The 19,919-nt window shown below is 53.1% G+C and carries 16 protein-coding genes; 4 read left to right on the top strand and 12 right to left on the bottom strand.

Translation table 11 applies throughout. The features are described 5' to 3' along the window. Positions 1 to 28: 28 nt before the first annotated feature. The 9 genes from bamA to rpsB form a co-directional block, all read right to left on the bottom strand. A complete protein-coding gene (gene bamA, locus B2Q93_RS21100; RefSeq protein ID WP_040077089.1) occupies positions 29 to 2,446 on the bottom strand; it encodes an outer membrane protein assembly factor BamA in 2,418 nt (805 codons plus the stop codon). 31 nt (positions 2,447 to 2,477) lie between these two features. Further along, complete coding sequence (gene rseP / locus B2Q93_RS21095; RefSeq protein WP_212477337.1) at positions 2,478 to 3,830, bottom strand: sigma E protease regulator RseP; 1,353 nt, start codon at positions 3,828 to 3,830, stop codon at positions 2,478 to 2,480. Positions 3,831 to 3,841: 11 nt separating this feature from the next. Continuing rightward, a complete protein-coding gene (gene cdsA / locus B2Q93_RS21090; protein WP_040077091.1) occupies positions 3,842 to 4,699 on the bottom strand; it encodes a phosphatidate cytidylyltransferase in 858 nt (285 codons plus the stop codon). A 12-nt stretch (positions 4,700 to 4,711) separates the two neighbouring features. Continuing rightward, positions 4,712 to 5,470: a (2E,6E)-farnesyl-diphosphate-specific ditrans,polycis-undecaprenyl-diphosphate synthase gene (gene ispU, locus B2Q93_RS21085; protein ID WP_040077092.1), complete on the bottom strand. Its 759-nt coding sequence runs from the start codon at positions 5,468 to 5,470 to the stop codon at positions 4,712 to 4,714. A 185-nt stretch (positions 5,471 to 5,655) separates the two neighbouring features. Continuing rightward, positions 5,656 to 6,855 carry a 1-deoxy-D-xylulose-5-phosphate reductoisomerase gene (ispC, locus tag B2Q93_RS21080; RefSeq protein ID WP_286934407.1) on the bottom strand — a complete coding sequence of 400 codons (1,200 nt, stop codon included), beginning with the start codon at positions 6,853 to 6,855 and terminating at the stop codon, positions 5,656 to 5,658. A gap of 95 nt (positions 6,856 to 6,950) precedes the next feature. Beyond that, positions 6,951 to 7,508 (bottom strand): ribosome recycling factor, encoded by a 558-nt coding sequence (gene frr, locus B2Q93_RS21075; protein WP_040077093.1) that lies wholly within the window; start codon positions 7,506 to 7,508, stop codon positions 6,951 to 6,953. A 168-nt stretch (positions 7,509 to 7,676) separates the two neighbouring features. Further along, positions 7,677 to 8,402 carry a UMP kinase gene (pyrH, locus tag B2Q93_RS21070; protein ID WP_004098747.1) on the bottom strand — a complete coding sequence of 242 codons (726 nt, stop codon included), beginning with the start codon at positions 8,400 to 8,402 and terminating at the stop codon, positions 7,677 to 7,679. 150 nt (positions 8,403 to 8,552) lie between these two features. Continuing rightward, positions 8,553 to 9,404: a translation elongation factor Ts gene (gene tsf / locus B2Q93_RS21065; RefSeq protein ID WP_028015579.1), complete on the bottom strand. Its 852-nt coding sequence runs from the start codon at positions 9,402 to 9,404 to the stop codon at positions 8,553 to 8,555. A gap of 117 nt (positions 9,405 to 9,521) precedes the next feature. Beyond that, positions 9,522 to 10,247 carry a 30S ribosomal protein S2 gene (gene rpsB, locus B2Q93_RS21060; protein ID WP_040077096.1) on the bottom strand — a complete coding sequence of 242 codons (726 nt, stop codon included), beginning with the start codon at positions 10,245 to 10,247 and terminating at the stop codon, positions 9,522 to 9,524. Between the two features lie 321 nt (positions 10,248 to 10,568). On the opposite strand from rpsB, the gene map reads away from it, so the two are divergent. From map to B2Q93_RS21040, 4 genes are all read left to right on the top strand, one after another. Beyond that, on the top strand, positions 10,569 to 11,363 hold the full coding sequence (gene map, locus B2Q93_RS21055; protein WP_040077097.1) for a type I methionyl aminopeptidase: 795 nt from the start codon (positions 10,569 to 10,571) through the stop codon (positions 11,361 to 11,363). Between the two features lie 62 nt (positions 11,364 to 11,425). Continuing rightward, positions 11,426 to 14,101: a bifunctional uridylyltransferase/uridylyl-removing protein GlnD gene (glnD, locus tag B2Q93_RS21050; protein WP_207293027.1), complete on the top strand. Its 2,676-nt coding sequence runs from the start codon at positions 11,426 to 11,428 to the stop codon at positions 14,099 to 14,101. Between the two features lie 32 nt (positions 14,102 to 14,133). Next, positions 14,134 to 14,958: a 2,3,4,5-tetrahydropyridine-2,6-dicarboxylate N-succinyltransferase gene (gene dapD / locus B2Q93_RS21045; RefSeq protein ID WP_008501915.1), complete on the top strand. Its 825-nt coding sequence runs from the start codon at positions 14,134 to 14,136 to the stop codon at positions 14,956 to 14,958. Positions 14,959 to 15,069: 111 nt separating this feature from the next. Then, complete coding sequence (locus B2Q93_RS21040; protein WP_008501916.1) at positions 15,070 to 15,459, top strand: DUF3461 family protein; 390 nt, start codon at positions 15,070 to 15,072, stop codon at positions 15,457 to 15,459. Between the two features lie 55 nt (positions 15,460 to 15,514). Here B2Q93_RS21040 and cdaR read toward each other — a convergent pair whose 3' ends face one another. From cdaR to dgt, 3 genes are all read right to left on the bottom strand, one after another. Next, positions 15,515 to 16,672 (bottom strand): DNA-binding transcriptional regulator CdaR, encoded by a 1,158-nt coding sequence (gene cdaR, locus B2Q93_RS21035; protein WP_040077098.1) that lies wholly within the window; start codon positions 16,670 to 16,672, stop codon positions 15,515 to 15,517. A gap of 154 nt (positions 16,673 to 16,826) precedes the next feature. Then, positions 16,827 to 18,254, bottom strand: a complete 1,428-nt coding sequence (gene degP, locus B2Q93_RS21030) for a serine endoprotease DegP (protein WP_040077099.1) — start codon at positions 18,252 to 18,254, stop codon at positions 16,827 to 16,829. 131 nt (positions 18,255 to 18,385) lie between these two features. Then, complete coding sequence (gene dgt / locus B2Q93_RS21025) at positions 18,386 to 19,900, bottom strand: dGTPase (protein WP_286934402.1); 1,515 nt, start codon at positions 19,898 to 19,900, stop codon at positions 18,386 to 18,388. Between the last annotated feature and the right edge of the window lie 19 nt (positions 19,901 to 19,919).

The raw sequence follows: 19,919 nt of genomic DNA, 5'->3' as shown, positions 1-19,919 counted from the left end.
TGCCATCACATTCCTTTGCTGCGGATAATTACCAGGTTTTACCAATGTTAAACTGGAATTGTTCCGCTTTGTCTCCATCGTATTTCTTAAACGGCTGGGCGTAGGAGAAGACCAACGGCCCCAGCGGTGACATCCATTGTAATGCGATACCTGCAGACATGCGAATGTTGCCTGGATCGCTATAGTCTGGAACACCTGCCGCACGCATCTGAGCCGTGTTATCCCAGTTGGTATCCCATACGGTACCCGCATCCCAGAAGAAGGAAGTACGTACGGAGTTAGCATACTTGTCGCTGATAAACGGTGTAGGTGTGATGAACTCCAGGCTGGCGACAGCCATTGCGTTACCGCCCACTGCGTCATCGGAACTACAGACTTCGCTTGAGGAGCTCTTCGCGCAGTTATCTTCGTCATTACCGCCGTAGTAGACCGCTTTCGGACCAATGTTATTGGACTGGAAGCCACGTACGGTGCTGGAACCACCTGCATAGAAGTTTTCGTAGAATGGCAGCTCTTTGCCACTCAACCCATCACCGTAACCCCAGCGGGTACGACCCAGGACAACCCATTTATGATCGTCGTCGATTGGGAAGTAGGACGCGGTATCCAGCGTTACTTTGTAGAACTCGTTATCGGAACCTGGGATAGTTACTTTACCGTTCAGGTTGACACGTGAACCTTCCGTCGGGAAGAAACCACGGTCAAGGCGGTTATATGTCCACCCGTAGTTGAAGGTGAAGTCATCCGCAGCAAAGCCATTGTCATCGCTGGAAGTGCTAGCTGATTGCCCGATAGAGTCCAGATAACGCCACATCGCCACCTGCGGCTGCATGTTGGACAGGTCGTTATGTACGTAACCTAAACCTGCACGCAGGGTGTTGTATTCGTTAATCGGGAAGCCAAGTGTTCCATCCAGACCATAACTTTTGTTGGTATAGGAGGACAGATCGGCATCGTCAGCTTTAAAGTCGTTATAGAAAATACGACCACCGAGACTCACACCGTCAACGGTGAAGTACGGGTTAGTGACGGAGAACTCTGAATAGGTCTGATAGTCATTCTTGGTACCGTTGATACCGACGGAATAACCCGTGCCCAGCCAGTTATCCTGCTGAACGCCCACCTGGAAGCTCACGCCACTTTCCGTACCGTAGCCAACACCGAAGTTGAAGCTACCGGTGTTACGCTCTTTAACCTTATAAACCACGTCGACCTGATCCGGACGGCCAGGCACGCGTTGGGTATCGGTATCGACCGTTTCAAAGTAGCCCAGACGGTTCAGACGCTCTTTACCCTGGTCAACCAAATCGCTGCCAAGCCAGGCCCCTTCCATCTGACGCATTTCGCGACGCAGAACGGCATCTTTGGAGGTGTCGTTCCCTTCAAAACGGATCTTACGCACGTAGAAACGGTTACCTGCATCGACATTCACGTGCAGCTTAACGGTTTTATCCGTGTCGTTGATTTCTGGCTGGGTCTGAACGCGTGGGTAAGCGTAACCATAACGGCCGAGCAGCTTTTTAATGCCGTCTTCCATTTTGGTGACTTTCGCACCGCTATACAGTTCACCCGGCTGCAGTTTGGTCAGGCTCTCGATCTCAGCAGAATGGCCGGCGAGGTTACCGCTCACTTCAACACCAGAAAGCGTATATTTATCGCCTTCAGTAATGTTAACGGTAATGTAGATGCCTTTCTTGTCCGGAGTCAGACTCACTTGCGTTGAGTCGATATTGAAACGGGCATAGCCGCGGTCCAGATAGTAACTACGCAGGGTTTCAAGGTCGCCCGCCAGTTTCTGTTTCTGGTATTTGCGATCGCCTACCACGTTCCACCACGGCACTTCGTCGCGCAGCTGGAAAGTGGAGATCAGTTCATCGGTGCTGAACGCATGGTTGCCCACGATGTTGATCTGCTGGATTTTCGCGGACACCCCTTCCTGGAAGACAAGCTTCAGGTCAACGCGGTTACGCGGCAGCGGGGTCACAACGGCTTTTACGCTCGCGCTGTATTTACCCACGCTGTAGTAGAAATCTTCCAGCCCTTTTTCGATATCGGAGAGGGTAGTTCGGTCCAGGGATTCACCGACACGCACGCCAGACGCTTCAAGGTTCTGCTTGAGCATATCGTCTTTCACCGACTTGTTGCCGGAGAAGGTGATGCTGGCAATCGTCGGGCGTTCCTTCACCTGAACCAGTAAAGTATCACCATCGCGCAGGACGCGGACGTCCTCGAAGTTGCCAGTGGCAAACAACGCGCGAATGGTGTTACTGATGTCTTCATCATTAACCGTGTCGCCTTGGCGCACTGGCATACTGAGGAGGGCCGCACCAACGGCGACACGCTGAAGACCTTCGAAATGAATATCCTTCACTACGAACCCTTCAGCACCGTATACGGTGGCGCTGCTAAACAGCAGCGACGCTATGAGCAACTTTTTCATCGCCATCGTTATTATGCGTTCTTCCTAACTATCTCTATTACAACCGAGAAAAATCATTGAAAAGTGCAAGCCCCATTAACAGCACCAGCAAAATCGAGCCAATGCGATAACTAAAGTCTTGAACTCGCTCGGACACCGGCCCGCCTTTTAGCTTCTCAATCGCTAAAAACAGCAGATGCCCCCCGTCTAACACCGGAAGTGGGAACAGGTTGATTATCCCGAGGTTCACGCTAATGAGCGCAAGAAACATCAGGTAGTAAATCACCCCGAACTCTGCTGACATCCCAGCCCCCTGAGCGATCGAAATCGGCCCACTGAGGTTGTTCAGTTTTACGTCACCAGTAATCAATTTCCCCAGCATTTGAACCGTCAGCTTCATCATTTGCCATGTTTTATCCGTGGCTTCAAGAATGGCGCTGAACGGCCCATACTGGCGTATTGTCTTGTACTCATCAGGCAGCGGGATCACTTTTGGCACCACGCCAGCAAACCCCTCAGCCTTTCCGCCACCCGATTTAGTATCCGGGATAAGCGTTAAGGAGAGCGGACTCCCCTGCCTTTCAACCTCCAGCGCCAACGGCGTACCTGGATTATCGCGCACCAGATTAACAAAGGTCATCCACTGCGTTAATGGCTGACCATCGACTTTAACGATCCTATCGCCCGCTTGCAAACCTGCTTTGCTTGCGGCGGACCCATCCTGTACTTCTGCAAGCACGGATTCAATCTGCGCACCGCGCGGACGGATACCCAATGCAGCAACGGGATCTTCTTTATCTGGTTCGAATGCCCAGTGGCGTAAATCCAGAACCTTATTCTGACGCTGGTTATCGCCAAAGTTTGCAACGCTTAGCGTGGTCTGCTCATCACCAATTTTGGCAACCAGCTGCAACCGCACCGCATCCCAATCAGGGGTTTCGATACCATCAATCGCTTTAAGTTCCATGCCTGGGGCAATTTGCGCGCTCGCCGCGATGGAGTTGGGAGTTATTTCACCAACAACCGGACGAACACCAGGGACTCCGATGATAAACACCAGCCAGTAGGCGAAAGCGGCGAAGATAAAGTTTGCTACCGGACCGGCAGCGATGATGGCGGCGCGCTGGCCGACAGATTTGGTATTGAACGCGTAGTGGCGCATTTCGGGTGCGACCGGCTCTACGCGCTCATCAAGCATTTTAACGTAACCCCCGAGCGGAATAAGGGCGATTACATATTCTGTTCCCTGGCGATCGGTACGGCGCCAGAGAGCCTTACCAAAGCCGATAGAGAAACGCTCTACCCGCACGCCACAGCGCCGAGCAACCCAGAAATGGCCAAATTCATGCACGGTAATTAACACACCCAGTGCAACGATGAATGCCGCCAGATTCCAGAGAATGCTAAGCATAAAACCTTCCGTTAAATCGTTCCAAATACCAGCAAAAACAGGCAAGCAAACACCGGAACGGCTGCTGTCAGGCTGTCTATACGATCCAGGATACCACCGTGCCCCGGAATCAGATGGCCACTGTCTTTAATCCCTGCTTCACGCTTGAACATGCTCTCGGTTAAATCGCCCAGCACGGAGGCCAGAGCCGCAATAATAGAGCAAACCAGCAATGTTAGCGGAGCCACCTCGAGGTTGGCCCAAACGCCATATCCCCAGGAGATAATCGCTGCGGTAAACAGCCCGCCGATGAACCCCTGCCAGGTCTTACCCGGTGACACTTTTGGTGCCAGTTTATGTTTGCCAAACAGTTTACCAAACATATAGGCACCGGAGTCAGCCCCCCAGACGAGAATCATCACATAAAGCAACCAGATTGCGCCGCTGTAGTGGTTATCGTCATAGTGCCAGGCTCGCAGCGCGAGCATTCCCCAAAAGAAGGGAACGATGGTGAAGAGCCCGAAAATCAGGCGCAGCGTTTTAGAGTTACGCCATAGCGCTGCCGACCCCGGATAGAAGAGCACCAGCAATAGCGCAGCCAGCCACCAGACCAGCGATAGCCACAGCGATCCCGCGACCAGAGGTTGATGGATATTATGATGATACTCCGGCAGCATAAACAGCATCAGCGCCAGAATCAGGCCGCAGAGTACCGCCAGCCATACCCGCTGTGAGCGCGAAGTAAAACCACTAAGTTGCCCCCATTCCCACGCTGCCAGCATACAGACAACCAGCGTAACAATGGCAAATCCCACCGGAGGCAATAGAAACAGCGCCGCGATGACAATGGGTATTAAAACAAAAGCAGAAATCAGGCGATACTTCAGCAAAAGCTACCCCCATCAGGCGTCGTCGCCACCAGGCTCGGTGCCACCGAAGCGACGCTCTCGATTGGCAAAGGCATGCAGCGCACCTTCAAAGTCTTGTTCGTCAAAATCGGGCCAAAGAACATCTGTAAAGTAAAGTTCGGCATAGGCAATTTGCCAAAGCAAAAAGTTACTAATGCGATGTTCTCCCCCTGTCCTAATTACTAAATCCACGGGAGAAAGTTCACTCATGCAGATTTGCTTGCTCAGCGCCTCTTCATCAATCTGGTCCGGCCGTAACAGCCCTTCCTGAACTTGTTCAGCCAAATGCTGAACGCCCTGGATAATATCCCACCGTCCACCGTAATTCGCCGCGATATTCAGCGTCAGGCCGGTGTTTTGTCCGGTTAGCGCTTCCGCTTTACGAATGCGTTCTTGCAGACGTGCATTAAAACGACTGGTATCACCAATGACGCGCAGGCGAACGTTGTGGCGGTGCAGGCTTTTTACTTCGCTGTCTAGCGCCCACACAAACAATTCCATCAACGCGCTTACTTCCTGCGCCGGTCGATTCCAGTTTTCACTGCTGAAAGCATAGAGCGTTAACGCATCAATGCCGTTATTGGCGGCAAAAGAAACGGCACGGCGCACAGATTTCGCCCCAGCTTTATGCCCAAAGGCTCGGATCTTCCCTTGTCTTTTCGCCCAGCGGCCATTGCCATCCATGATGATTGCTACATGGCGACAGCCATGTGCTGGCAAGTTTTCGCTCATTGGTTGATTCGCAGACAACATAACGCGTTTTTAGTCCCTGAAAGGATTTAACGGTACTCAGGAATACTGAAGCCTTTACGTAAAAAAGCCGTGTTCAACCACGGCTGCCCCAATCACGATAAGCCAAATACGTGCGATTGGGTGGCGCAGACTATATCACTGAAGCCCAACGCTAACAAATAGCATGACCACTAGTGGCTGGTTTATCACCAGCTTGCGAGGTGGGTCACCGCTTTTTGCGCCACTCCCCTTGCTTGCATATCTACGGCCAGCACATCATCGACACTTTGCGGTTCGCGTAAATCCATCGTTTCAAGCACCCGCTGATTTAATTCGGCAATATCCGTGAAGCGGATCTGTTGCGCTAAAAACGCGGCCACCGCGATTTCATTGGCGGCATTAAGCGCCGTCGTTGCGGCCTGGCCTTGATCAAAAGCCTCCATTGCCAGTTTAAGGCAAGGGTAGCGTTGGTAATCAGGCGCATTAAACGTTAACGAACTTAATTTGCAAAAATCGAGCGGCTTCACACCAGAGACTACGCGGTTTGGCCACGCCATCGTATGTGCGATAGGCGTACGCATATCCGGTTCGCCTAATTGCGCTAACACGCTGCCGTCCAGATAACGCACCATCGAGTGAATCACCGATTGCGGATGAATCAATACCTCCATCTGCTTTGCAGAGGCATTAAACAACCATCGGGCTTCAATGTATTCCAGACCTTTATTCATCATGGTGGCGGAATCGACGGAAATTTTACGTCCCATCGACCAGTTCGGATGACGGCAAGCCTGATCGGGCGTCATTGCGCTCAGATCGGACAAAGGCGTGTCGCGAAAAGGGCCACCAGACCCGGTAAGCAATATGGAGGAGACCCCATTTTGCTCCAGATCAGCGTACCCCAGGTTCTGTTGAAAAGGTTGCGGTAAACTCTGAAAAATCGCGTTATGTTCGCTATCCACCGGCAACAAGCTGGCACCGTTCTGTTTTACCGCCTCCATGAACAACCGCCCACAGGTGACTAACGACTCTTTATTCGCCAGTAAAACTGTTTTACCGGCGTCAATTGCCGCAAGCGTAGGCAACAAGCCCGCCGCGCCCACAATCGCCGCCATAACCTGATCGACGTCATCCAGCGCTGCCATTTCGCACGCCGCCTGCTGGCCACTCAACACCTCAGTGCGGCTCCCCTGCTCTGACAGCAGCCGTTTCACTTGACGTGCGCTCTCGTCATCATCCATCACCGCATAGCGGGGTGTGAATTCCAGACACTGTTCCACCATGCGCGAGACATTCTTCCCCGCCACCAGCGCAGTAACGCGGTAGTGTTCAGGATTATGGCGAACGACGTCGAGGGTGCTGCAACCAATGGAGCCGGTTGAGCCGAGAAGAGTTAATTGCTTCATGAGATGTCCGGAAATAGTGAAACCAGCAAAGCAAAACGCCGTCAGCAAAGCCATAAAGGCCTTCTGGACGGCGTTTTATCAGATTACGTCAGAAATCAGAACTGCATCAGTTCCGCTTCTTTGTCTGCCAGCGCCGCATCGACTTTTTTGATAGCAGCGTCAGTCAGCTTCTGAACATCGTCCTGAGAACGACGATCATCATCTTCACTGATCTCTTTTTCTTTCAGCAGGGCTTTCACTTTGTCGTTCGCATCACGACGTACGTTACGTACGGCGACACGCGCGCCTTCAGCTTCACCACGAACAACTTTGATCAGCTCTTTACGACGCTCTTCCGTCAGCGGAGGCAGCGGAACGCGGATATCAGTACCCGCAGAGCTTGGGTTCAGACCCAGGTCGGAGGCCATGATCGCTTTCTCAACGGCTGGACCCATAGAACGATCGAAGACGTTGATTTTCAGCGTACGGGTATCTTCTACCGTGACGCTCGCCAGCTGGCGCAGCGGAGTTGGCGTACCGTAGTATTCAACAACAATGCCATCCAGCAGGCTTGGGGAAGCACGACCGGTGCGCACTTTGCTGATTTGGTTTTTGAACGCTTCTACGCATTTGTCCATGCGCACTTCAGCATCTTTTCTGATATCGCTAATCACGTTACGGATCCTTGAAAACTTGTCTCAGGCAGACTATCCGCCAGCACGGCCTCACGGGCTGTGCTAAGTATAGTCGCGTTTAAATCATGACAGCGCCAAAGGCGCGTCCAGGTGAGAATTCACTACAAAGTAAAGCGGAATCTTACCTGTATTTGTCGCCGACGGAAATTATTCCGTGATCAAAGTGCCTTCTTTTTCGCCCATCACGACGCGACGCAGCGCGCCAGGCTTGTTCATGTTGAAGACACGAATCGGCAGTTTGTGGTCACGAGCCAGCGTGAAGGCGGCAAGATCCATTACTTTCAGCTCTTTATCCAGCACTTCGCTGTAAGTCAGCTGATCGTACATGGTGGCTGAAGGATCTTTTGCCGGATCGGCAGTAAACACGCCATCCACTTTGGTGGCTTTCAGCACCACATCGGCTTCGATTTCGATACCGCGCAGGCAGGCCGCGGAATCGGTAGTAAAGAACGGATTACCGGTACCGGCGGAGAGGATCACCACACGGTTGTTACGCAGCAGGCTAATCGCTTCTGCCCAGCTGTAATTGTCGCACACGCCATTCAGCGGAATCGCGGACATCAGGCGCGCGTTCACATAGGCACGGTGCAGAGCGTCACGCATGGCCAGACCATTCATCACGGTAGCCAGCATTCCCATATGGTCGCCCACAACGCGGTTCATCCCCGCTTTCGCCAGACCAGCACCACGGAAAAGGTTACCACCGCCAATGACCACGCCAACCTGGATACCCAGTTCGACCAGTTCTTTGATTTCCTGTGCCATGCGGTCAAGGATGCTTGCGTCAATACCGAAGCCTTCTGATCCCTGCAGCGCTTCGCCACTCAGCTTAAGCAGAATGCGTTTGTACACGGGTTTTGCATTGGTAGCCATGTTTCTTTCCTGAGACTGTCAACGATTAAGATGGGGGTTAATTCTGGCGACATGTTAAGCCGCAAACCAGAACAGCGATACTAGAGCCAGTCTGATTTTATATGACGGGTGACAAAAAGAAGCCGCCCTCAGGCGGCTTCTTTTCGCTGATTAAGACTGCTTGGACATTGCAGCAACTTCTGCTGCGAAGTCAGTCTCAACTTTCTCAATGCCTTCGCCCACTTCGAAGCGGATGAAGCCAGTTACGTCAGCGTTGTGCTCTTTCAGCAGCTGAGCAACAGACTTGCTTGGGTCCATTACGAAAGGCTGACCAGTCAGAGAAACTTCGCCGGTGAATTTCTTCATGCGGCCTTCAACCATTTTCTCTGCGATCTCTTTTGGCTTACCAGACTGCATCGCGATGTCCAGCTGAACCTGGTACTCTTTCTCTACCACTTCAGCAGACACGTCTTCTGGCTTAACGAATTCTGGTTTGCTTGCAGCGATGTGCATTGCCAGCTGTTTAACCAGCTCTTCGTCAGCGCCTTTAGCCGCAACCAGAACACCGATACGTGCGCCGTGCTGGTAAGAACCCAGTACTTCGCCTTCCAGAGAAGAAACGCGACGGATGTTGATGTTCTCACCGATTTTAGCAACCAGCGCAACACGCTCTTCTTCGAACTGAGCTTTCAGCACTTCAACGTCAGTGATTTTGCCAGCAACAGCTGCGTCCAGTACTTTGTTCGCAAATGCCTGGAAACCGCCATCTTTAGCAACGAAGTCAGTCTGGCAGTTAACTTCCAGAATGATGCCGTAGGTGCCGTCGATTTTGGTGATGATCACGCCGTCAGCAGCAACGTTGCCTGCTTTTTTAGCTGCTTTGATCGCACCGGATTTACGCATGTTTTCGATTGCCAGCTCGATGTCGCCGTTCGCTTCAGTCAGCGCTTTTTTGCAATCCATCATGCCTGCGCCAGTACGCTCACGCAGCTCTTTTACCAGGGATGCGGTAATTTCAGCCATTCTTAAATCCTCGGGAGATGTGAACTGCCCGGCCAGAGGCCAAACAGTATAAATTGAAAAAAGGGGCCGGTAATGGGCCCCTATTCATACACGGTACTAATAAGGGGTAAAACCTTATTATTCAGCTTCTACGAAGCTTTCTTCCGCCTGAGAAGCCAGATCCTGGGAACGGCCTTCACGAACGGTAGTAGCTACAGCGCTCAGGTACAGGCTAACAGCACGGATTGCGTCGTCGTTACCCGGGATAACGAAGTCAACACCGTCCGGATCGGAGTTGGTATCAACGATAGCGAATACCGGGATACCCAGGTTGTTAGCTTCTTTGATTGCGATGTGCTCGTGGTCTGCATCGATTACGAACAGCGCGTCTGGCAGGCCGCCCATATCTTTGATACCGCCCAGGCTGTTTTCCAGCTTGTCCAGTTCACGAGTGCGCATCAGCGCTTCTTTCTTAGTCAGCTTGTCGAAAGTACCGTCCTGAGACTGAGTTTCCAGATCTTTCAGGCGTTTGATTGACTGACGAACGGTTTTCCAGTTGGTCAGCATGCCGCCCAACCAGCGATGGTTCACGAAGAACTGGTCGCAGCTGTTAGCAGCATCTTTCACAGCTTCGCTTGCAGCGCGCTTAGTACCAACGAACAGAATCTTACCTTTACGGGAAGCAATCTTGTTCAGCTCAGCCAGGGCTTCGTTGAACATTGGTACAGTTTTCTCAAGGTTGATGATGTGAACTTTGTTACGTGCGCCGAAGATGAAAGGCTTCATTTTCGGGTTCCAGTAACGGGTCTGGTGACCGAAGTGAACACCAGCCTTGAGCATGTCGCGCATGGAAACAGTTGCCATGTTTAAAACCTCTATATTAAAAGTTGGGGTTATGCCTCCACGTATCCCATATTACCGACCCCAAAGGGCACCCCGGAATATGTGCCGATACGTGTGTGTTATTACACAAAGTGAGATTTGTCGCTTCCGTCCACCCTGTGTATCTGAGATGGATCGGAAGTCCGGCGCGCTTTATACCACAAAACGCCACCAGAAACCAACTGTTGTTGGCCGTGCGTGCTGCTTCTGATTCTCAATTTGGCAGGCAGTACGCCTGACTGATACCATTGTCAGCACTCAGACTAGTATTGTCGAAAAAATCGACACCGATGGACAGATTACATGGCTATCTCTATTAAGACACCTGAAGAAATTGAAAAGATGCGCGTTGCCGGTCGTCTGGCCGCCGAAGTGCTGGAAATGATCGAGCCGTTCGTCAAACCGGGCGTGAGCACCGGCGAACTGGACCGTATCTGTAATGATTATATCGTGAACGAGCAGCACGCGGTCTCCGCCTGCCTCGGCTATCACGGTTTCCCGAAATCCGTCTGCATCTCTATTAATGAAGTGGTGTGTCACGGTATTCCGGACGACGAAAAACTGCTGAAAGATGGCGACATCGTCAATATCGATGTGACCGTGATTAAAGACGAGTACCACGGCGACACCTCAAAAATGTTCATCGTCGGTAAGCCGACGATTCAGGGCGAACGCCTGTGCCGTATTACCCAGGAGAGCCTGTACCTGGCGCTGAAAATGGTGAAGCCTGGCATTCGCCTGCGCACTATCGGTGCAGCCATTCAGAAATTCGTTGAAGCGGAAGGTTTTTCTGTGGTTCGCGAGTATTGCGGTCACGGTATTGGCCGCGTCTTCCACGAAGAGCCGCAGGTGCTGCATTACGATGCTGACGACGGCGGCGTGGTGCTGCAAAAAGGGATGACGTTTACCATTGAACCGATGGTTAACGCCGGTGACTACCGTATCCGCACCATGAAAGATGGCTGGACGGTGAAAACCAAAGACAGAAGCTTGTCTGCGCAGTACGAGCATACTATTGTGGTGACAGATAACGGCTGCGAAATAATGACGTTACGCAAGGATGACACCATCCCGGCGATACTCTCGCACAACGAATGATAAGAAGCCGGCAAATGCCGGCTTTTTTAATGGCTATCATATTTTCTTATGGGTGGCGCGCTATGAGTAACCTTTTACCCGAACAGTATGCCAACACGGCACTCCCCACCCTGCCCGGCCAGCCGGATAACCCCGGCGTCTGGCCGAAGACAGATCTCACCTGTGCCGACATTAAAGCGCATATCGACACATTCCAGCACTGGCTGGGTGAAGCATTCGACAGCGGGATCTCTGCCGAATCACTCATCGAAGCGCGCACTGAATTTATTGATCAGCTGTTACAGCGCCTGTGGATTGATTATGGCTTTGGCCAAATTAGCGACGTGGCGCTGGTTGCGGTGGGCGGTTATGGCCGCGGCGAACTGCACCCCCTGTCGGATATCGACCTGTTAATCCTGAGCCGTAAAAAGCTGCCCGACGATCAGGCGCAAAAAATTGGTGAGCTGTTGACGCTGCTGTGGGACGTGAAGCTGGAAGTGGGCCACAGCGTGCGCACCCTGGAAGAGTGTCTGCTCGAGGGCTTAGCGGATCTTACCGTCGCTACCAACCTGATTGAGACTCGCCTCCTGATCGGCGACGTCGCGCTATTTCTGGAGCTGCAAAAGCACATTTTCAGCGACGGATTCTGGCCTTCAGAAAAATTCTTTGCCGCCAAGGTCGACGAACAGCAGGTACGTCACCAGCGTTATCACGGCACCAGTTATAACCTGGAGCCGGATATTAAAAGTAGCCCCGGCGGCCTGCGCGATATCCACACCCTGCAATGGGTCGCTCGTCGCCATTTCGGGGCCACCTCGCTCGATGAGATGGTCGGCTTTGGTTTTTTAACCCCCGCCGAACGTATTGAGCTGAATGAGTGTCTGCACCTGCTTTGGCGTATCCGCTTCGCGCTGCATCTGGAAATCACACGCTACGATAACCGCCTGCTGTTCGACAGGCAGCTTAGCGTCGCGCAGCGCCTGAACTATAGCGGCGAAGGGAACGAGCCGGTAGAACAGATGATGAAAGACTTCTACCGCGTCACCCGTCGCGTCACCGAGCTGAATCAAATGCTGCTCCAGCTGTTTGATGAAGCCATTCTGGCGCTCACCGCCGATGAAAAACCGCGCCCCATTGACGACGATTTCCAGTTGCGCGGCACGCTTATCGACCTGCGCGACGAAACGCTTTTTATCCGTGAGCCAGAAGCGATCCTGCGGATGTTTTATACCATGGTGCGTAACAGCACGATTACCGGGATCTACTCTACGACTCTGCGCCATCTGCGCCACGCTCGGCGTCACCTTCGCCAGCCGCTGTGCTACATCCCGGAAGCCCGCTCGCTGTTTCTTAGCATGCTTCGCCATCCGGGTGCCGTGAAACGCGGGCTACTGCCCATGCACCGCCACAGCGTGCTCTGGGCCTATATGCCCCAGTGGTCACATATTGTCGGACAGATGCAGTTCGATCTTTTCCATGCCTACACCGTGGATGAACACACCATTCGCGTATTGCTGAAGCTGGAAAGCTTCGCCCGGGAAGAGACCCGGAGCCAGCATCCGCTCTGCGTAGAGCTCTGGCCGCGCCTGAACCATCCGGAGCTGATCCTTATTGCTGCCCTGTTCCACGATATTGCTAAAGGCCGGGGCGGAGACCACTCCGTGCTGGGTGCGCAAGACATACTGAAATTCGCCGAGCTTCACGGACTGAATTCACGCGAAACGCAGCTGGTCGCCTGGCTGGTTCGTCATCACCTGTTGATGTCGGTCACCGCGCAACGGCGAGATATCCAGGATCCGGAGGTGATCAAGCAGTTTGCCGAAGAGGTACAGACTGAGAATCGTCTGCGCTTCCTGGTGTGCCTGACGGTAGCTGATATCTGCGCTACCAACGAATCCTTATGGAATAGCTGGAAGCAGAGTTTGCTCCGCGAGCTCTACTTTGCCACGGAGAAACAGCTACGACGCGGGATGCAGAATACGCCAGACATGCGTGAACGCGTGCGCCACCATCAGCTACAGGCGTTAGCATTATTGCGCATGGAGAGTATTAATGAAGAGGCGCTGCACCAGATCTGGGCGCGCTGTCGCGCTAATTACTTTGTGCGTCATACGCCAAATCAGCTGGCATGGCACGCGCGACATCTGTTGAAGCACGACCTCACCAAACCGCTCATTCTGCTTAGCCCACAGGCCACGCGCGGCGGAACGGAGATCTTTATCTGGAGCCCGGACAGACCATATCTGTTCGCTGCGGTCTGTGCCGAGCTGGATAGACGTAATTTGAGCGTGCACGACGCACAGATTTTTACCACCCGCGACGGTATGGCGATGGACACCTTTATCGTGCTGGAGCCGGACGGCAGCCCGCTGGCGTCAGACCGCCACGAGCCGATCCGCTTCGGACTGGAGCAGGCGATCACCCAGAGCAGTTGGCAGCCGCCGCAGCCGCGTCGCCAGCCGGCAAAACTGCGTCACTTTACCGTGGACACCGAGGTTAATTTCCTGCCAACCCATACCGATCGCAAATCCTTTATGGAGCTCATTGCGCTGGATCAGCCAGGGCTGTTGGCACGGGTCGGGCAGATCTTTGCCGACCTCGGTATTTCGCTCCACGGTGCCAGAATTACGACAATCGGTGAGCGAGTAGAAGATTTATTTATAATCGCCACCGCCGACCGGCGTGGCCTTAATAATGACCTGCAACTTGAAGTGCAACAACGGTTGACAGCAGCCCTCAATCCAAACGATAAAGGGTGACGTGTTTTTTAGTGAAATGGAAAGAGTAAACAATGCAGCAGTTACAGAACGTTATTGAGTCCGCCTTTGAGCGTCGCGCCGAGATCACTCCGGCAAATGTGGATACCGTAACCCGCGAAGCGGTTAACCAGGTGATTTCTTTGCTGGATTCCGGCGCGCTGCGTGTGGCAGAAAAAATCGACGGTCAGTGGGTCACTCACCAGTGGCTGAAGAAAGCCGTGCTGCTCTCTTTCCGTATCAACGACAACCAGGTTATTGACGGCGCAGAAAGCCGCTACTTCGATAAAGTCCCGATGAAATTCGCCGATTACGACGAAGCGCGCTTCCAGAAAGAGGGTTTCCGCGTAGTGCCGCCAGCCGCTGTTCGCCAGGGCGCCTTTATCGCACGTAACACCGTGCTGATGCCGTCCTATGTGAACATCGGTGCGTACGTTGACGAAGGCACCATGGTTGATACCTGGGCGACCGTTGGCTCTTGCGCCCAGATCGGTAAAAACGTTCACCTTTCTGGTGGCGTAGGCATCGGTGGCGTTCTGGAGCCACTGCAGGCTAACCCAACCATCATCGAAGATAACTGCTTCATCGGCGCACGCTCCGAAGTGGTTGAAGGCGTGATCGTTGAAGAAGGCTCGGTGATCTCCATGGGCGTTTACATCGGCCAGAGCACCCGTATTTACGATCGTGAAACCGGCGAAGTGCACTACGGCCGTGTACCAGCGGGCTCCGTAGTGGTCTCCGGCAACCTGCCTTCGAAAGATGGCAAATACAGCCTGTACTGCGCGGTGATCGTGAAGAAAGTCGATGCGAAAACCCGTGGCAAAGTCGGCATTAACGAACTGCTGCGTACCATCGATTAATCAGGTATAACAAAAAGCGGGGGCTACCCCGCTTTTTTTGTATCTGCTGGTGGCGAGAATAGATTTTTTCGTTAATTATTCATAGGTTATGTTGAGATCAAGGGTACCGCTATGTACGATAATCTAAAAAGTCTGGGCATTACCAATCCTGATGAAATTGATCGTTACAGCCTCCGGCAGGAAGCCAACAACGATATCCTGAAAATCTATTTCCACAAGGATAAGGGCGAGTTCTTCGCCAAAAGCGTGAAGTTCAAATACCCACGTCAACGTAAAACCGTTGTGGCGGATGGCGTTGGTCAGGGTTACAAAGAAGTGCAGGAGATCAGCCCGAATCTGCGCTATGTGATCGATGAACTCGATCAGATTTGCCAGCGCGATCGCACCGAAGTCGATCTCAAGCGTAAGATCCTCGACGATCTTCGCCATCTGGAGAGCGTGGTCACCAACAAGATCAGTGAAATCGAAGCGGATCTTGAGAAGCTGACCCGTAATAAATAATACCGGGTGCGGTCAAACCTTCAAAACGGCAACCTGGTTGCCGTTTTGCTTTGCGTTATCTCTGCTCATCCAGCTGCAAAGCCACATACAGCAACAGTCTGTCGTCAAAATTCCCCAGGTCCAGCCCCGTCAGCTCCGAGATACGGTTAAGACGATACTCCAGCGTATTACGGTGAATAAACAACGCCCGCGAAGTCGCCAGCGGTTGCACGTTGTGACGGAACCATGCCTGTAACGTACGGCGCAAAAGCCCATTGTTGTCCATCGCCTTCAGACGCGTCAGCGGGCGGGCCAGTTCATTTGCCTGCCAGCCCCCGCGCAGACTGTCGAGCAGTACTGGTAGCATCAAATCCTGATAGAAATAGCTGCGGCTCTCGGGCATCCGCTGTTTCCCAACCATCATGGTAGTCCGTGCAGTGCGCCAGGAGCGGGCAATGCTGCCCGGGCCGGTGAAGTAGTTTCCCAGCGCCACGCGAAAACGCAGTTGCCCGTTCTCTTTCATACGGGCAATAAGCTGCTCCACCCGACGGCGATGATCTTCGGCATCCCAGCGTCCAAACTGATTGAGCGCCGGTTTTAGCACCACCATCTCCGTTAACGAAACAATCGCGACGAGGTTGTTGCGCTCTGGCGTCGCCAGCGCGTTTTGCAGTTGCTGCAGTTCAACCATGGCACTGTCTACGCCCAGCTGACCGCTGTCGACCTCAATCACCGCGACCACGCGCGGTTGATTCAGATCGATACCCAGACGCTGGGCCCATTCGGTTAGCGCCGGGGTGTGTTCTTCAGCCTGAATCAGGTTCATCACCAGCTCTTCACGCAGACGACTATCCTGAGCCAACAGGTGCATCAGGCGGGATTGTTCCAGCATCATCTCGGCGGTCATGCACACCAGCTCGCCATACTTGCGCAATGACTCTGGCTCGCCGGTCAGCCCGATAACGCCAACAATTTCGCCTTCCAGACGCAGCGGCAGGTTAATACCCTGTCGCACGCCGTGCAGATGGCGGGCCACCGCATCGTCGATGTCCACCACGCGCCCCTGAGAAAGCACCAGCAGTGCGCCTTCGTGCAATTCCCCAATACGCTCACGATCGCCGCTGCCTATGATCCGCCCGCGGGCATCCATAACGTTGATGTTCGTATCAATAATGCGCATCGTTCGTGCCACGATATCCTGCGCCATTTTGGTATCAAGATGCCAGCCAGCCATGTCGTCCTCCTCTGAGCAGAGCTCAAGCATAGGGAAGTTCAACCGGGGCTGCATTGTGCGAATGCACAAAAACGGGGGGAGATGTATGGACTTGTGGAAAGGGTCACAGAAAGAGGAAAAGCCCCTGCATCACCGGACGCAGGGGCTTTGGAGATTACTGCATTAACAAATAGAGAGAAGTGTCGCCACGCTGGATATTCAGCGCCAGCACCGAAGGCTTGCTGTCGAGAATTTTGCGCAACTCAGCGATGTTTTTCACAGGCTGCTGATTAGCGCCCATAATCACGTCACCTTTCTTCAGGCCAATGCGCGCAGCCGGAGAGTTGGCTTTCACGTTACTCACCACCACGCCTTTATCTTGCCCTTTATTGCTCATCTCAGCGCCTTCGATGCCGCTGAAGATAGAGCTGGAATCGACCTGGCTCTGGCTGCTCTGCTGCAGTTCCAGGGTCACGTTGACTGGCTTACCTTCACGCAGCAGGCCCAGCGAGACTTTGCTGCCAACTGGCATAGAGCCCACTTCCGCACGCAGCGCGGCAAAGCTGCTTACTGGCTTGCCGTTCAGGGTGGTAATAACGTCACCCGCTTTAATACCGGCTTTCGCAGCGGAAGAGTTCGGCATCACCTGGCTGACAAAGGCACCGCGCTGAGCATCGACTTTCATCGCTTTCGCCAGTTCCGAGTTCAGCTCAGTCCCCATAATCCCCAGTTCGCCGCGTTTCACCTGGCCAAACTCAACCATCTGACTGGTCAGGTTTTTAACCATGTTGCTCGGAATAGCAAAGCCGATACCGATATTGCCGCCGTCCGGGGCCAGAATCGCGGTGTTGATACCGATCAGTTCACCATTCAGATTGACCAGCGCACCGCCGGAGTTACCGCGGTTAATCGCCGCATCGGTCTGGATGAAGTTTTCATAGTTTTCTGCATTGAGGCCGCTACGACCCAGCGCGGAGACAATACCGGAGGTGACTGTCTCGCCAAGGCCGAACGGGTTACCGATGGCTACCGTATAGTCACCCACCCGCAGAGCATCGGAATCGGCAAGCTTAATCGCGGTCAGGTTTTTCGGATCCTGAATCTGGATCAGGGCGATATCGGAGCGCGGATCTTTACCCACCACTTTGGCGTCAAACTTACGGCCATCGCTCATCTGCACTTTAATGCTGTTGGCGTTATCCACCACGTGGTTGTTCGTCACGACGTAGCCTTTAGCCGCATCGATGATGACACCGGAACCCAGTGCCATGAATTTTTGCTGCGGCGCTGCGCCGTCACCGCCGCCCTGACCGCCCTGGCAGAATGGCGAACTCTGGAACGGCGAACCGTCCTGACAGAACGGCGAGTTGTCGCCGAAGAATTGCTGGAAGTTACGCGGCATACGCGGGGTGTTTACCGCGGTGCTGCCTTCAACATTAATGCTCACCACCGATGGCATCACCTTTTCCAGCATCGGTGCCAGGCTTGGCATCTGCTGGGCGGTGGTTGCCGAAGCGGTCTCTGCAGCTGATGCAGAAAGTGGAGACAACGCCAATCCTAAACTCAACGCTAATGCACTCATTGCTAATGTGGTTTTTTTCATCTTTCTCAATCTCGATTTGCCAGTAACGCACAATTGCTGTGTACATGAGATTCGTTTTATAGCGCGAAGTTCCAGTATTACGATCTCAGGAAAAGTAAAAATTTATTGTCCATCTTTACAAAACTCACGCTTTATTCAACCGCCATTAAACGGCGGTACTCATCCCAGGCATATAGGTCTGTCATGCCGCTGATATAATCCTGAATCAGGCGACAACGATAATAGTATTCATATACTGGCCAGTCTAACGCCTGTCGATCATATTTCCCGACGGCCTCAATGTAGGCCAGCCGATGGCGGGTGGAGAGTTTCTGAAATAAACGTGATTCAATAGGTAAACGTCGCACCCGCTCTTTTTCTACCAGCTCGCTAAACTCATCGGTCGATAATTGCAATAAGGGACGATAGATCTCCAGCAAACCGCTGATAACGCGGTATCCCTGTAATTCGAGCTGTTCAACATCCGGGTGACTAAAAACGTGGCGAAGCGCAACATTCTTATATAAATCAAGCAACTGACTAAAATCACTGCCATCTTCAAGTAGAGCCTGATTAAAGTCACCGCGATAAATCATCGGCAAATTATCAATAAAGCGGTTTGCCGCATAGGGCACCAGCTTATTAAGTGTATTGACGCGCAAATACATAAAGAACTGATCTTCAGCGCTGCGCCGCAGGGAATTCGCGCGCGATTTCTCCCAGGCGTTTTCTACAACCTGAGAAAATAGCGATCCTTTTTCATGCGTCCCCCAGGCGTCATAAAGATGCTGATAAAGCTCCTCTACGCTAAAGATTCTTTTTTCAACCGCATCCTCCAGGTCGGCCACGCAGTAGGAGATATCGTCCGCAGCCTCCATAATCCAGGTCAATGGAAAACGGCCATGAGGCGTCAGCGACAACTCTTTACGCAACCGTTCGATATAGGCCTCTTCCGAGAGGTAATAGCCAGGCTTTTTCATCAAATAATGATGGCTGGCACGAGGTTCCCCTTGCCACCAGGCCGGACGCGTATATTTTAAAATACAGCCCACCTGGGCCCAGGTGAGGTTCATGCGCATCAGAGAGTGCACCAGGCGTATCCCCTGCGCGTTACCCTCAAAATGACAGAGATCCTGGCGTACCTTGCGCCGCAGTTCATTCAGCGCCTCTTCGCCCTCCCGCAGGCGCAGGTCGCGCACAATACAGCGATCCTCGCTCAGCGGTTGGCTGGCGGCATCCGACGGGAACAAACGCTGGCGGAACCAGTCGTTGATAGCGGCCTCACCAAAATGGCCAAACGGCGGGTTACCGATATCGTGCATCAGACAGGCCATCTCAACGATGCTTTCGAACGGCCCCGTCAGTTCATCCAGACCGTAGGCCTCCAGCAGACGCTGCTCTTTGAGGCGGCTTAACACCTCTTTCGCGATGTAGCGGCCAACCTGCTGGACCTCCATCGAATGGGTGAGACGCGTACGCACGGCAGCGTTACGTTCGAGGGGAAAAACCTGCGTTTTTTGTTGCAGTCGGCGGATTGCCGCTGAGTTGATAATGCGCCCGCGATCGCTTTCGAAGATCCGCAGGATCTCATGTTCGCTTTTATGACCTTGCGGCGAGCGGTAACGCCGATGCCAGTTAATTTTGTTGCGAAAATCGATATGTGACATGTGCTCTCCCGCGCGGAAA

Origin of the sequence: Leclercia sp. UBA5958, assembly GCF_002430365.1 — a bacterium.
GTDB classification, from domain to species: domain Bacteria; phylum Pseudomonadota; class Gammaproteobacteria; order Enterobacterales; family Enterobacteriaceae; genus Enterobacter; species Enterobacter pneumoniae.
Note: the sequence above shows the minus strand (reverse complement) of the source record. Positions and strands in the feature narration are given on the sequence as shown.